Annotated in this window: 10 protein-coding genes; 8 read left to right on the plus strand and 2 right to left on the minus strand. The window is 64.1% G+C overall.

Annotated features, from left to right (window positions below; genetic code table 11):
• Positions 1-172: 172 nt before the first annotated feature.
• Positions 173-2,140 carry a bifunctional tRNA (5-methylaminomethyl-2-thiouridine)(34)-methyltransferase MnmD/FAD-dependent 5-carboxymethylaminomethyl-2-thiouridine(34) oxidoreductase MnmC gene (mnmC, locus tag ACFY68_RS23610; protein ID WP_387532405.1) on the minus strand — a complete coding sequence of 656 codons (1,968 nt, stop codon included), beginning with the start codon at positions 2,138-2,140 and terminating at the stop codon, positions 173-175.
• Positions 2,141-2,253: 113 nt separating this feature from the next.
• Between mnmC and pap the strand changes: the two genes are divergently transcribed.
• Both pap and ACFY68_RS23620 read left to right on the plus strand, forming a co-directional pair.
• On the plus strand, positions 2,254-3,747 hold the full coding sequence (gene pap, locus ACFY68_RS23615) for a polyphosphate:AMP phosphotransferase (protein WP_387532408.1): 1,494 nt from the start codon (positions 2,254-2,256) through the stop codon (positions 3,745-3,747).
• A 114-nt stretch (positions 3,748-3,861) separates the two neighbouring features.
• Entirely contained in the window at positions 3,862-4,824 is a 963-nt protein-coding gene (locus ACFY68_RS23620) for a DMT family transporter (protein WP_387532411.1), read from the plus strand.
• 123 nt (positions 4,825-4,947) lie between these two features.
• Here ACFY68_RS23620 and ACFY68_RS23625 read toward each other — a convergent pair whose 3' ends face one another.
• Complete coding sequence (locus ACFY68_RS23625; protein ID WP_387532413.1) at positions 4,948-6,342, minus strand: class II fumarate hydratase; 1,395 nt, start codon at positions 6,340-6,342, stop codon at positions 4,948-4,950.
• Between the two features lie 154 nt (positions 6,343-6,496).
• On the opposite strand from ACFY68_RS23625, the gene ACFY68_RS23630 reads away from it, so the two are divergent.
• The 6 genes from ACFY68_RS23630 (at position 6,497) to ACFY68_RS23655 (ending at position 13,635) form a co-directional block, all read left to right on the plus strand.
• Positions 6,497-7,021 (plus strand): DUF2059 domain-containing protein, encoded by a 525-nt coding sequence (locus ACFY68_RS23630; RefSeq protein ID WP_387532416.1) that lies wholly within the window; start codon positions 6,497-6,499, stop codon positions 7,019-7,021.
• A gap of 10 nt (positions 7,022-7,031) precedes the next feature.
• The gene (locus ACFY68_RS23635) at positions 7,032-7,331 is read left to right on the plus strand and encodes a BolA family protein (RefSeq protein ID WP_346615676.1); all 300 of its coding nucleotides are present in this window, start codon (positions 7,032-7,034) and stop codon (positions 7,329-7,331) included.
• Positions 7,332-7,550: 219 nt separating this feature from the next.
• Positions 7,551-8,483, plus strand: coding sequence for a rhodanese-related sulfurtransferase (locus tag ACFY68_RS23640; protein ID WP_387532419.1), 933 nt, complete (start codon positions 7,551-7,553; stop codon positions 8,481-8,483).
• 3 nt (positions 8,484-8,486) lie between these two features.
• Complete coding sequence (locus ACFY68_RS23645; protein ID WP_387532422.1) at positions 8,487-9,119, plus strand: DsbA family protein; 633 nt, start codon at positions 8,487-8,489, stop codon at positions 9,117-9,119.
• Positions 9,112-10,944, plus strand: a complete 1,833-nt coding sequence (locus ACFY68_RS23650) for an ABC transporter ATP-binding protein (RefSeq protein WP_387532425.1) — start codon at positions 9,112-9,114, stop codon at positions 10,942-10,944. Before ACFY68_RS23645 ends, ACFY68_RS23650 begins: the two co-directional genes overlap by 8 nt.
• A 234-nt stretch (positions 10,945-11,178) precedes the next feature.
• Positions 11,179-13,635, plus strand: coding sequence for an EAL domain-containing protein (locus ACFY68_RS23655; protein ID WP_387532428.1), 2,457 nt, complete (start codon positions 11,179-11,181; stop codon positions 13,633-13,635).
• The last annotated feature ends 13 nt before the right edge of the window (positions 13,636-13,648 follow it).

The following is a 13,648-nucleotide window of genomic DNA, read 5'->3' on the forward strand; positions in this document are numbered from 1 at the left end:
GCGAAGCGCCGCGCGGGCGGCGCTCGATCTCAAGGGCGCTGAAGATCTCAAGGCAAGCGCTTCGCGATGCGCCGCGCGGGCGGCGCTCGATCTCAAGAGCCCTTAATACCTCCCGACCTGCACCAGGCATCACGCCCTAACCCCGCCATGCCATTCCTTAAACCCGAATCCATCACTTCCCCCGAATCAACTTGCGCAACCCAAACCGATTCGGATGACACGCCTCAGCCACCGCCCGAGGCAGCGGCAGCGGCTCACCGCTGGCCCAGGCTGCAATCAATTCACCTGCAATCGGCGCCGTGATCAACCCTCGAGAGCCATGCCCGCTGTTCACATACAACCCTGCCAGCCAAGGGCAGGGCACGTCGGGCACCTGGCGCGCGTCCTTGCCCAGCGCGGCGTAGGCCTCGGTAAACTCGGCGGGGGCGGCAACCGGCCCGACAATCGGCAGATAATCCGGGCTGGTGCAACGAAACGCCGCGCGACCTTGCAACTGCTCAGGGTCGAGCGCTGCAGCACCCAGGCGCTGGGCCAGGTCTGTGGAGATTTCATCCAGCAGCGCCAGGTTGCCCTGGTGCTCGGCCACGGTCGGCGCCCGGTCCTCGCTGTGGAAGTCGAAGCTGGCGCCCAGCGTATGTTCGTCACCCCGCGGCGGCGCCACGTAGCCCTCGGCACACACCACGGTCCGCAGCGCCCGGCTGCCCTCGGTCGACGGCAGGCGGGTGATCTGCCCACGTATGCGCTTGAGCGGCAGTTGCCCACAGGCTTCGAAGCGCTTCACATCGGCCGCCCCCGCCAGCACCACCATCGGGGCGCTGGCCAACAGCCGCTCGCCACCCCAGGCCTGCCACAGGCCATCTGCCTTGCGCAGTTCGAGCACGTCCTGGTGGACCAGCAGGCGAATATTCGGGTGCTTCAGTTGCGCCTGGCACAACGCCGGCGGGTGCACCCAGCCGCCTTCCGGGTAAAACAGCCCGCCCACAGGCAGCGCGATTCCGGCAATCGCTTCGGCTTCCTCGCGCCCCAGGGCGCGCAGCAAGCCGCTGTCGAAGGCCGCGGTGAGCTTGCCCTGGCGCTCGGCCTCTTTGCTGTCGAAGGCCAGTTGCAGCACGCCGCAGTCGTCCCAGTCGTGCCCGCGCTGCAACTGCTGCAGTTGGCGTCGGGTGTAGCCGAAGCCAGACAGGATCATTTGCGACAAGGCCGTACCATGCGCGGACAGCTTGAGGTACAGCACGCCCTGAGGGTTGCCGGAGGCTTCGCGTGCAGGTGCGTCGTGGCGCTCCAGCACGGTCACCTGCCAGCCGCGCCGAGCCAGGCTGGCGGCAGTGCAGCTGCCCGCCAGCCCGGCACCGATCACCAGCGCCTGGCGTGGGCCCTGATCACTGCGCGGGCGGTCATACCAAGGCAGGTATTGATGCGAGGGTGTCGGCCCCGTGTACATGCCGCTCATCACCTCCCACTTCTTGCCGATCCCCGGCACCTTTTTCATGGCAAAGCCGGCCTCGACCAGGCTGCGTCGCACCCAGCCGGTGGTAGTGAAAGTGCCCAGTACGGTCCCTGAGTGCGACAGCCGTGCCAGTTGTGCGAACAGCTCAGGGGTCCACATGTCGGGGTTCTTGGCCGGGGCGAAGCCATCGAGAAACCACACATCGATGGGCGCATCGAGCTGCGGCAACTGTTCCAGCGCGTCACCAATCAACAGGGTCAAGGTGACGCGGCCGTCGGCGAACGTGAACTGCTGGAACCCTGGGTGCACCGCCACGTACTGCGCCAGCAGTGGCTCGGTATAGGCGGCCAGCTCTGGCCACAGGCGTACCGCCCGGGCCATGTCGTCGTAGCCGAGCGGGTATTTTTCGACGCTTACAAAATGCAGCCGGGCGTCGGCGTGGGCGTGGGCGTCGAACAATTGCCAGGCGCAGAAAAAATTCATGCCGGTACCAAAACCGGTTTCGCCTATGACCAGGCAAGCGTGCGGGGGCAGGGCGGTGAAACGCTCGGCCAGGCGGGTTTGGCCGAGGAAGACATGTTTGGTTTCTTCGATGCCTTCGTTGACGGCGAAGTACACGTCGTCGTACTGCCGCGAATGTGGGCGGCCCTGGTCGTCCCAGTCGATCTGGGCATGCTGGAGGAGGGTGGACATGGTTGGCTCGGTTGCAGCGGATGAGCGATTTTATGTCATCTGCAGGTTTTGCGCAGGGCTACAGGCCGATCACAAATCCGCTAGTCTTGCTTATCCATTGAAGGAGCCAGTGCATGTTTGAATCCGCCGAAATCGGTCACAGCATCGACAAGGAAACCTACGAGGCAGAAGAGCCCGCCCTTCGCGAGGCATTGCTCGAAGCCCAGTACGAACTCAAGCAACAGTCGCGCTTCCCGGTGATCGTGCTGATCAATGGCATCGAAGGTGCCGGCAAGGGCGAGACGGTCAAGCTGCTCAACGAGTGGATGGACCCGCGCATGATCGACGTGCTCACCTTCGACCAGCAGACCGACGAAGAGCTGGCCCGGCCACCGGCCTGGCGCTACTGGCGGGCGCTGCCGCCGAAGGGGCGGATGGGGGTGTTTTTCGGCAACTGGTACAGCCAGATGCTTCAGGGCCGGGTGCACGGGTTGTTCAAGGATGCCGTGCTCGACCAGGCCATTGCCGGTGCCGAACGCCTGGAGCAGATGCTGTGCGATGAGGGCGCGCTGATCATCAAGTTCTGGTTCCACCTGTCCAAGAAACAGATGAAGGCGCGGCTCAAGTCGCTCAAGGACGACCCGCTGCACAGCTGGCGCATCAGCCCGCTGGATTGGCAGCAGTCGCAAACCTACGACCGTTTCGTGCGCTTTGGCGAGCGCGTGTTGCGCCGCACCAGCCGCGACTATGCGCCGTGGCACATCGTCGAAGGTGCCGACCCGCACTACCGCAGCCTGGCCGTGGGCCGCATCCTGCTCGAAAGCCTGCAGGCCGCGCTGGCCGTGAACCCCAAGGGCAAGCACCAGGGCAACATCGCGCCGCTGGGGCGCAGCATCGACCAGCGTAGCCTGCTGGGCGCGCTGGACATGACCCTGCGCCTGGACAAGCACGACTACCAGGAGCAACTGGTGACCGAGCAGGCGCGCCTGGCCGGCCTGCTGCGCCACAAACACATGCGTCGGCATGCCCTGGTGGCAGCCTTCGAGGGTAACGATGCAGCAGGTAAAGGCGGGGCGATCCGCCGCGTCGCCGCTGCGCTCGACCCCCGCCAGTACCGCATCGTGCCGATTGCCGCGCCCACTGAAGAGGAGCGTGCTCAGCCCTACCTGTGGCGGTTCTGGCGGCATATCCCGGCGCGCGGCAAGTTCACCATCTTCGACCGCTCCTGGTACGGCCGTGTGCTGGTGGAGCGCATCGAAGGCTTCTGCAGCCCGGCCGACTGGATGCGCGCTTATGGCGAAATCAACGATTTCGAGGAGCAGCTGGTAAACGCCGGCGTGGTGGTCGTCAAGTTCTGGCTGGCCATCGACCAACAGACCCAGCTTGAGCGTTTCGAGGAGCGTGAGCAGATCCCGTTCAAGCGCTACAAGATCACCGAGGACGACTGGCGCAACCGCGATAAATGGGACCTGTATGTCGATGCGGTGGGCGACATGGTCGACCGTACCAGCACCGAAATCGCGCCATGGACGCTGGTGGAGGCCAACGACAAGCGCTGGGCGCGGGTGAAGGTGCTGCGCACCATCAACGAGGCGCTCGAGGCGGCATTTGCCAAGCACAAGAAGTGAGCCATGCCGCTGCGTAATGACCTGATGAATTCTTTTCCTTGGTTTTTCCCCCGGTGGCAGGCAGCAAGCCCGTAGAATCCAGGCTCCCCCACCACGGGCACGATCGAGGGTTTTATGCACATCACTTCCGGGCGCTGGGTCCACGGCCTGCTGCTGGCGCTGCTCACAGCGCTGCTCTGGGGCATCCTGCCGATCAAGCTCAAGCAGGTGTTGCAGGTGGTCGACCCGGTTACCGTCACCTGGTACCGCCTGCTGGTATCTGGCAGCCTGCTGTTCGCCTGGTTGGCGGCCAAGCGGCAGTTGCCATCGTTCGCCAGGCTGGGGGGCAAGGGCAAGGGCTTGGTGGCCGTAGCCGTCTGCGGGCTGATGGGCAACTACGTGCTCTACCTGGTCGGCCTCAACCTGCTCAGCCCTGGCACCGCCCAGTTGGTGGTGCAGTTGGGCCCGGTGCTGTTGCTGGTGGCGAGCGTCTTTGTGTTCAAGGAGCGCTTCAGCCTGGGCCAAGGCCTGGGGCTGGTGGTTCTACTGGGCGGTTTCGGCCTGTTCTTCAACCAGCGCCTGGAAGAGCTTCTCACCTCGCTGGGCGCTTACACCACCGGGGTGCTGACCATCCTGCTGGCCACCAGCATCTGGGTGTTCTATGCCTTGAGCCAGAAGCAACTGCTGACGGTGTGGCATTCGCAGCAGGTGATGATGGTGATCTACCTGTGTTGCGCGGCGCTACTGACGCCATGGGTTCACCCGCTGGAAGCGCTGCAGTTGACCCCGTTGCAAGGCTGGTTGCTGCTGGCCTGCTGCCTGAACACGCTGGTGGCCTATGGGGCGTTTGCCGAGGCACTGGCGCATTGGGAGGCCTCGCGGGTGAGTGCCACGCTGGCGCTGACGCCGCTGGTGACCTTTGTCGCGGTGGCGCTGGCGGCCTGGGTGTGGCCGGACTACGTGCAGGCCGAGGACATCAATGCCTTGGGCTATGTCGGTGCGGTGACGGTGGTGCTGGGCTCGTCGCTGGTGGCCCTGGGGCCATCGCTGATGGCCGGGTGGCGAGCGAGGAGGGCGCGCTTGGCGCAGATGGGTTGATAACCTGTTCCTGCCCTATCGCCGGCAAGCCGGCTCCCACAGGATCACCACGTAATTGAAGACTGTGGAGTGCCTGTGGGAGCCGGCTTGCCGGCGATAGGGCGTTGAGTACCAGCCGATCAATCAGCCCTTGCCACCGGGCGCCAGCATGTTCTCCGGCCTTACCCACTCATCGAACTGCTCATTGGTCAGGTACTTCAATTCCAGCGCAGCCTCGCGTAGGGTCTTGCCCTCGCTGTAAGCCTTCTTGGCAATCTCCGCCGCCTTGTCATAGCCAATATGCGGGTTCAACGCCGTGACCAGCATCAGCCCGCGCTCCAGGTGCGCCGCCATCTGCTCGGCATCCGGCTCGATCCCCGCCACGCAGTGCTGCTGGAAGTTGCGGCAGCCATCAGCCAGCAGTTCGATCGACTGCAACAGGTTATGAATGATCACCGGCTTGAACACGTTCAACTGCAAGTGCCCCTGGCTTGCGGCAAAGCCGATTGCCGCGTCGTTGCCCAGCACCTGGCAGGCCAGCATCGACAGCGCTTCGCACTGGGTCGGGTTGACCTTGCCCGGCATGATCGAGCTGCCCGGCTCGTTGGCCGGCAGGCGCACTTCGGCCAGCCCTGCGCGCGGCCCGGAGCCCAGCAAGCGCAGGTCGTTGGCAATTTTCATCAACGCCACCGCCAAGGTCTTGAGCGCGCCCGCCAGGCTGGTCAGCGGTTCATGGCCGGCGAGGGCGGCGAACTTGTTGGGCGCTGTGACGAACGGCAGGCCGGAGAGGGCGGCGAGCTCGGCAGCGATGGCTTCGGCGAAACCCTGCGGGGCATTCAGCCCGGTGCCCACGGCAGTGCCGCCCTGGGCCAGTTCGCACACGGCCGGCAAGGTGGCGCGGATGGCGCGCGTGGCGTAGTCGAGCTGGGCGACGAAGGCCGACACTTCCTGGCCGAACGTAATGGGTGTGGCATCCATCATGTGCGTGCGGCCGGTCTTGACCAGCTGGTGGTGGCGCGCCGACAGCTCGGCCAGCCCCGAGGACAGCTCGGCGATTGCCGGCAGCAGTTGGTCATGCACCGCCTGCGCAGCGGCGATGTGCATGGCGGTGGGGAAGCAGTCGTTGGAGCTCTGCGAGCGGTTGACGTGGTCGTTGGGGTGCACCGGCGCCTTGCCGCCGCGGCCCTGGCCGGCCAGTTCGTTGGCGCGCCCGGCGATCACTTCGTTGACGTTCATGTTGCTCTGGGTGCCGCTGCCGGTCTGCCAGACGACGAGCGGGAACTGGTCGTTATGCTCGCCGTCGAGCACTTCGTCGGCGGCCTGCTCGATCAGCCGGGCAATGTCCGCCGGCAGGTCGCCATTGCGGTCGTTGACGCGTGCAGCGGCTTTTTTGATCAAAGCCAGGGCGTGCAGCACCGCGAGCGGCATGCGTTCCTTGCCAATGGCAAAGTTGATCAGCGAGCGCTGGGTCTGCGCGCCCCAGTAGGCGTTTTCAGGAACTTCGACTGCGCCCAGGCTGTCTGTCTCGATACGGCTCATGCTGCATTCACTCCTTTGTCAGTCAGAATCAGCAGTTTAGGCCCTCATGCGAACGAGCGGTTCATTCGCTCGTCGTGCCACTTGAGCGCTGCGCCTTCGCAGGAGCAGAATGCTCTACTCTGAGGTACCGCCTCCCCCTCTTGAAGGAAATGCAATGACCCGTCTCCGTGTCCTCTGTGCTGCCGTTGCCCTGGCCTGTGCCAGCGGCCAGGTACTCGCTGCCACCGCCAGCCACAACGCTGCCGCCGAGAAATTCCTGACCCTGGCCCACGCCGACAAGCTGGGCACCCCGGTGTACATGCAGGTCCAACAGATGTTCGCCCAGCGCTTTGCCCAGACCAAGGCCCCGGCCGCCAAGCAGCCTGTTCTGCAGAGCTACCAGGCCAAGGCCAACGCCGCGCTGGACAGCGCCATCGGCTGGAACAAGCTGAAGCCGAAGATGGTCGACCTGTATACCCAGACCTTCACCGAGCAGGAGCTCAAGGACCTGGTCAAGTTCTACGAGTCGCCGCTGGGCAAGAAAGTCCTCACCGAGATGCCCAAGGTTACCCAGCAGTCGGCCCAGCTGACCCAGCAAAGCCTGGAGCCTGCGGTACCGGTGGTCAACAAGCTGCTCGAGGACATGACCAAGGAACTTGACCCTAACGCCGGCAAGGCCGCTGCCCCGGCGAAGAAGTGAGTAATACCCGATGACCATGCAGCAACGCATCGAGCAGCAGCTGGCCGCACTGGCGCCGCAACACCTTGAAGTGCTCAACGAAAGCCACATGCACAGCCGTGGCCAGGAAACCCACTACAAGGCAGTGATCGTCAGCGAGCAGTTTGCCGGGCTCAACAGCGTCAAGCGCCACCAGAAGGTCTACGCCACCATGGGTGAGCTGATGGGCGAAATCCACGCCCTGGCGATTCACACCTACACGGCCGAGGAATGGGCCAAGGTAGGCGCTGCACCGGCTTCACCGGTGTGTGCAGGTGGCGGCAAGCACTGAATCCTTTCCGTCATTCTGGTACAATCCGCAACATCCCAAGGGGGCCGCCGCGCGGCCCATCGCCGGCAAGCCCGGCTCCCACAGGTACAGCGCATTCCGCAAAGGTTGTGCTGGCCCTGTAGGAGCTGGCTTGCCTGCGATGGGCTGCACAGCAGCCCCCTGTTTCATGTCCACCCCGGTCCGCCCCTTACGAGGGCACCCACCTGGAGATCCACCTGAATGTCCCAACCCATCGTCGTGGCGGCGCTGTACAAGTTCGTCACCCTGGAAGATTACGTCGAGCTGCGTGAGCCGCTGCTCAAGGCCATGGCCGACAACGGCGTCAAAGGCACCTTGCTTTTGGCTAACGAAGGTATCAACGGTACGGTCTCGGCCACCCGCGAAGGCATCGACGGCCTGCTCGCCTGGCTGCGCAACGACCCGCGCCTGGTCGATATCGACCACAAGGAATCCTACTGCGACGAGCAGCCGTTCTACCGCACCAAGGTCAAACTGAAGAAAGAGATCGTCACCCTCGGCGTCGCGGGCGTGGACCCCAACCAGGCGGTCGGCACCTACGTCGAGCCCAAGGACTGGAACGCCCTGATCAGCGACCCGCAAGTGCTGCTGATCGACACCCGCAATGACTACGAAGTGGCCATCGGCACCTTCAAGGGCGCCATCGACCCCAAGACCGAGACCTTCCGCGAGTTCCCCGAGTACATCAAGGCCAACTTCGACCCGAGCAAGCACAAGAAGGTCGCCATGTTCTGCACCGGCGGCATCCGTTGCGAAAAAGCTTCCAGCTACATGCTCGGTGAAGGCTTCGAGGAGGTCTATCATCTTAAGGGTGGCATCCTGAAATACTTCGAGGAAGTGCCTCAGGAACAAAGCCTGTGGGACGGCGACTGCTTCGTCTTCGACAACCGCGTCACGGTGCGCCATGACCTGAGCGAAGGCGAGTACGACCAGTGCCACGCCTGCCGCCACCCGATCAATGCAGAGGAACGCGCGTCCGAACACTATTCGCCAGGCGTGAGCTGCCCGCACTGCTGGGACAGCCTGAGCGAGAAGACCCGGCGCAGCGCCATCGACCGGCAGAAGCAGATCGAGCTGGCCAAGGCCCGCAACCTGCCGCACCCGATCGGTTACAACTACAAAGCCGAGGCCTGATGCATGACTGCACGCCTGCTCTATGTGATGGACCCGATGTGCTCCTGGTGCTGGGGTTTCGCACCGGTGGCCGAGGCCCTGATCGCCCAGGCGCGTGAAGCGGGCGTGGCCACCCAGCTGGTGCCCGGTGGCCTGCGCAGCGGTGGCACCCCGCTGGATGCCTCAACCCGCAAGTACATCCTCGAACATTGGCAGGCCGTGGCCGAGGCCACCGGCCAGCCGTTCCGCTTCGAAGGCGCCATGCCCGATGGTTTCGTCTACGACACCGAGCCCGCCTGCCGTGCCCTGGTTGCCGCCCGCGAGCTGGACGCCGAGCGCGTCTGGCCGCTGCTCAAGCTGATCCAGGGTGCGTTCTACGAGCAGGGCTTGGACGTTACCACCGCACCCCGGCTGGTCGAGCTGGCCGAGCAGGCCGGCTTCGATCGCGCAGCCTTCGCCGACGCCCTGACCCGCACCGATACCCGCGCCGCCACCGCGGCCGATTTCAGCTGGGCGCAGGGCCTGGGCATTGCCGGCTTCCCGACCCTGCTGGCCGAGCGCAACGGCCAACTGGCCCTGTTGACCAATGGCTACCAGCCGCTTGGCAGCCTGCAACCCTTGCTAGGCCGCTGGCTGCAGCAGGCCGCCTGTGCTTGATGTGCCAGGGTCGCCCGACCCTGTGCCAGGGAAGCCCGCTGCTGTGCCTGATCGCCTGAGCTGGGCAGAAATCCGCCGCCTGGCGCTGCACCACAAGAAAAACCTCTGGACTGCCAACCTGGTCGCCGTGCTTGCCGCCTGCTGCAGCGTGCCGATCCCGTTGCTGCTGCCCTTGTTGGTCGACGAAGTGTTGCTCGGCAACGGTGATGCCGCCTTGAAGTTCATGAACCACCTGCTCCCGGACGGCTGGCAGGTGGCGGCCGGTTACATCGGCCTGATGCTGGTGGTCACGCTGTGCCTGCGCCTGTTCGCGCTGGCGTTCAACGTGGTCCAGGCCAAGCTCTTCGCGGGCCTTGCCAAGGACATCGTCTACCGCCTGCGCATTCGCCTGATCGAGCGGCTCAAGCGCATCTCGCTCAAGGAATACGAAAGCCTTGGCAGCGGCACGGTGACCACGCACCTGGTCACCGACCTGGATACCCTCGACAAGTTTGTCGGCGAAACCCTCAGCCGCTTCCTGGTGGCCATGCTGACCTTGACCGGCACGGCGGCCATCCTGATCTGGATGCACTGGCAGCTGGCTATGCTGATCTTGCTGTTCAACCCGCTGGTGATCTACTTCACCGTGCAGTTGGGCAAACGCGTCAAACACCTGAAAAAGCTCGAGAACGACAGCACCTCGCGGTTCACCCAGGCGCTGGCGGAAACCCTCGATGCCATCCAGGAGATCCGCGCCGGCAACCGCCAGGGGTATTTCCTCGGCCGCCTTGGCGTGCGTGCCCGGGAAGTACGCGATTACGCCGTTGATTCGCAGTGGAAAAGCGACGCCAGTGGCCGCGCCAGTGGCCTCTTGTTCCAGTTCGGTATCGATATCTTTCGCGCTGCCGCCATGCTCACGGTGCTGTTCTCCGACTTGTCGATCGGGCAGATGCTCGCCGTGTTCAGTTACCTGTGGTTCATGATCGGCCCGGTCGAACAGCTGCTGAATCTGCAGTACGCCTATTACGCTGCGGGTGGTGCGCTGAGCCGGCTGAACGAGTTGCTGGCGCGTGATGACGAGCCGCAATACCCGGCTGCCAGCGACCCGTTCGCCGGCCGTGAAACGGTGGGCATCGAGGTGCGCGACCTGCGCTTCGCCTACGCCGACGAGCCGGTGCTGGACCAGCTTGACTTGTCTATCGCCCCTGGCGAGAAGGTCGCCATCGTCGGCGCCAGCGGCGGCGGCAAGAGCACCTTGGTGCAGTTGTTGTTGGGCCTCTACAGTGCCCAGGCCGGGACCATCCGTTTCGGCGGTGCCAGCCTTCAGGAAATTGGCCTGGAAACCCTGCGCGAGAACGTTGCGGTGGTGCTGCAGCACCCTTCGCTGTTCAACGACACGGTGCGCGCCAACCTCACCATGGGCCGCGACTGCACGGACGAAGCGTGCTGGCAGGCGCTGCGCATCGCCCAGCTGGATGCCACCATTGCCGCCTTGCCGCAGGGGCTGGACAGCGTAGTGGGGCGTTCGGGTGTGCGCTTGTCGGGCGGCCAGCGCCAGCGCCTGGCAATTGCCCGTATGGTCCTGGCCGAGCCGAAAGTGGTGATCCTCGACGAGGCCACCTCGGCACTGGATGCCGCGACCGAGTACAACCTGCACCAGGCCTTGGCGCGCTTCCTCAATGGCCGCACCACGCTGATCATCGCCCACCGCCTGTCGGCGGTGAAGCAGGCTGACCGGGTGCTGGTATTCGATGGCGGGCATGTGGCCGAGGACGGCGACCATCAGCAGCTGATTGCCGACGGTGGGCTGTATGCCAAGCTGTATGGGCATTTGCAGCAGACCTGACCCAGTTGTTGTTCCCGCTGGCCCCATCGCCGGCAAGCCGGCTCCCACATGCACAGCGCTGCCCTTGAGCACTGCGCCACACCTGTGGGAGCCGGCTTGCCGGCGATAGGCCAGCGCAGGCAACCGAGCATCCAGATCGGTATCATAAAAAACCCCTCCACATAGATGGCAGATGGCCTACGCTGTGCTTGTCTGGGTTGATTCGAGCCTTATCTGCTCTGTGACAGGGACTTCATGAAGGGAAATCGCACGCTAGAGGCGCCAAGGTTGCTGGGTATCATCTGGCCCTTCATCGCCGTTGTAGTCTTCCAGGTCCTGTTGGGCAGTCTCAGCCTTTATGCGCTGTCGGCTGTGCGGGCTTATGTCGCGGGCGAAAGTCTGTGGTCCAAGGCCCAGAAAGACGCCATCTATTACCTCAACCTGTATGCCGACAGCGGCGACGAAAGTGCCTACCAGCGCTATCGCCAGGTCATCAGCGTGCCCCAGGGCGACCACCAGTTGCGCGAGGTGCTCGACCAGCCCGATCCGGACCTCGAGGCCGCGCGCCAGGCCGTGCTGCAAGGTGGCAACCACCCAGACGACGTCGACCGCATCATCTGGTTCTATCGCAACTTCAGCCAGATCAGCTATATGCAGACGGCGATTGCCTACTGGAACATCGGTGATGACTACCTCGGCCAGCTGGATGTGCTGGCCAATGACATGCGCGAAGGCTTTGCCAAGGGCCAGGCCAGCCCCCGCCAGGTCAGCGAGTGGCGGGCGCGCATCGTTGCCATCAACGAGGGCGTGACGCCGGCGGCCAAGGCCTTCAGCGATGCCTTGGGCGAGGGCTCGAGGATGCTCTTGCGGGTGCTGTTGATCACCAACCTGCTGACAGCGCTGTTCCTGATCACCATCGCCTGGCGCCGTTCGAGCAAGCTGCTGGCGCAGCGCCAGGCGTTCGCCAGTGCCCTGCAGGAAGAGAAAGAGCGCGCGCAGATTACCCTGCAGGCGATCGGCGACGCGGTGATCACCACCGATGTCGATGGCTGTATCGGCTACATGAACCCGGCGGCCGAACAACTCACCCACTGGCAGGCCGGGCAGGCCCAGGGCCTGCCGCTCACGGCGCTGTTCAGCCTGGTAGATGAGCAGGCCGAGAACGAAACCGGCAGCTTGCTCGAGCAAGTGCTCAGCGGCAGCCTCAAGGGCGGCGCGGAACATGCGCGGCTGATCCAGCGCCTGGATGGCAGCACGGTATCGATCAACCTGGTGGGTTCGCCCATCATCAACGACGGGCAAATGGCGGGCATTGTCCTGGTGCTTCACGATATGACACAGGAGCGTCAGTACATCGCCAACCTGTCCTGGCAGGCCACCCACGACGCCCTGACAGGCTTGGCCAACCGCCGCGAATTCGAGTACCGCCTGGAGCAGGCGCTGAACGCCCTGGCCCGTCAGGCCGGGCGTCATGCGTTGATGTTCCTCGACCTCGACCAGTTCAAGCTGGTCAACGACACTTGCGGCCATGCCGCTGGCGACGAGCTGCTGCGGCATATCTGCGCCGTGCTGCAATCCGGGCTGCGCGAGGGGGATACCTTGGCGCGCCTGGGTGGCGACGAGTTCGGCGTGCTGCTGGAGAACTGCCCGCCCGAGCAGGCCGAGCGCATCGCCGAGAGCTTGCGCCAGGCCGTGCAGAGCCTGCATTTCGTGTGGAAGGGCAGGCCGTTCGTGACCACCGTCAGCATCGGGCTGGTGAACATGGCGCAGGCGCCCTCGACACTGGAGGCCTCCCTGCGCGCGGCGGATATGGCGTGCTACATGGCCAAGGAAAAGGGCCGCAACCGTGTGCAGGTGTACCACGCCGACGACAGCGAGCTGTCCATGCGTTTCGGCGAAATGGCCTGGATCCAGCGCTTGCATGTGGCCCTGGAAGAAAACCGCTTTTGCCTGTATGCCCAGGAAATCGCCCCGCTTACCGCCATCGAAGGGCAGGGCCACATCGAGATTCTGTTGCGGCTGCACGATGAAAGCGGCCGCACCATCTTGCCCGACAGCTTCATCCCGGCAGCCGAGCGCTACGGCCTGATGACCGCGCTCGACCGCTGGGTGGTGCGCAATGTGTTCCAGGTTATTCGCCAGTGCCTGGACGAGCAGCGCGAGGGGCCGCTGTCGATGTGCGCGATCAACTTGTCCGGGTCGAGCATTGGTGACGACAAGTTCCTCGACTACCTGCAACGGCTGTTCGTCGAATATTCCATCCCACCGCGGCTGATTTGCTTCGAGATCACCGAAACAAGTGCCATTGCCAACCTCGGCAGTGCCATCCGATTCATCAACGAATTGAAGGGGCTGGGCTGCAGGTTCTCGCTGGACGACTTTTGTGCCGGAATGTCGTCATTCGCTTATTTGAAACATTTACCCGTCGACTTCTTGAAGATCGACGGAAGTTTTGTCAAAGATATGCTGGATGATCCGGTCAACCGGGCCATGGTCGAGGTGATCAACCACATCGGCCACGTAATGGGTAAGCGGACCATTGCCGAGTTTGTCGAAACACCGTTGATCGAGCAGGCCTTGCAGGAGATCGGCGTGGACTACGCCCAGGGCTATCTGATCGAACGACCGCAGGTGTTCACCTGCGACAGTCTGCAGCGCCAACGGATTGCTGCACGGCCCCTGCTGCATCGGGCGCCTGGAACCTTTCGCTGAACAAGCGTCGGCA

Origin of the sequence: Pseudomonas sp. NPDC012596 (genome assembly GCF_042902325.1) — a bacterium.
Taxonomy (GTDB): Bacteria; Pseudomonadota; Gammaproteobacteria; order Pseudomonadales; family Pseudomonadaceae; genus Aquipseudomonas.

Coding starts and splice junctions, on each gene's coding strand:
- mnmC (WP_387532405.1), bottom strand. CDS start 2,140: ATGTCCACCCTCCTCCAGCATGCCCAGATCGACTGGGACGACCAGGGC.
- pap (WP_387532408.1), top strand. CDS start 2,254: ATGTTTGAATCCGCCGAAATCGGTCACAGCATCGACAAGGAAACCTAC.
- ACFY68_RS23620 (WP_387532411.1), top strand. CDS start 3,862: ATGCACATCACTTCCGGGCGCTGGGTCCACGGCCTGCTGCTGGCGCTG.
- ACFY68_RS23625 (WP_387532413.1), bottom strand. CDS start 6,342: ATGAGCCGTATCGAGACAGACAGCCTGGGCGCAGTCGAAGTTCCTGAA.
- ACFY68_RS23630 (WP_387532416.1), top strand. CDS start 6,497: ATGACCCGTCTCCGTGTCCTCTGTGCTGCCGTTGCCCTGGCCTGTGCC.
- ACFY68_RS23635 (WP_346615676.1), top strand. CDS start 7,032: ATGACCATGCAGCAACGCATCGAGCAGCAGCTGGCCGCACTGGCGCCG.
- ACFY68_RS23640 (WP_387532419.1), top strand. CDS start 7,551: ATGTCCCAACCCATCGTCGTGGCGGCGCTGTACAAGTTCGTCACCCTG.
- ACFY68_RS23645 (WP_387532422.1), top strand. CDS start 8,487: ATGACTGCACGCCTGCTCTATGTGATGGACCCGATGTGCTCCTGGTGC.
- ACFY68_RS23655 (WP_387532428.1), top strand. CDS start 11,179: ATGAAGGGAAATCGCACGCTAGAGGCGCCAAGGTTGCTGGGTATCATC.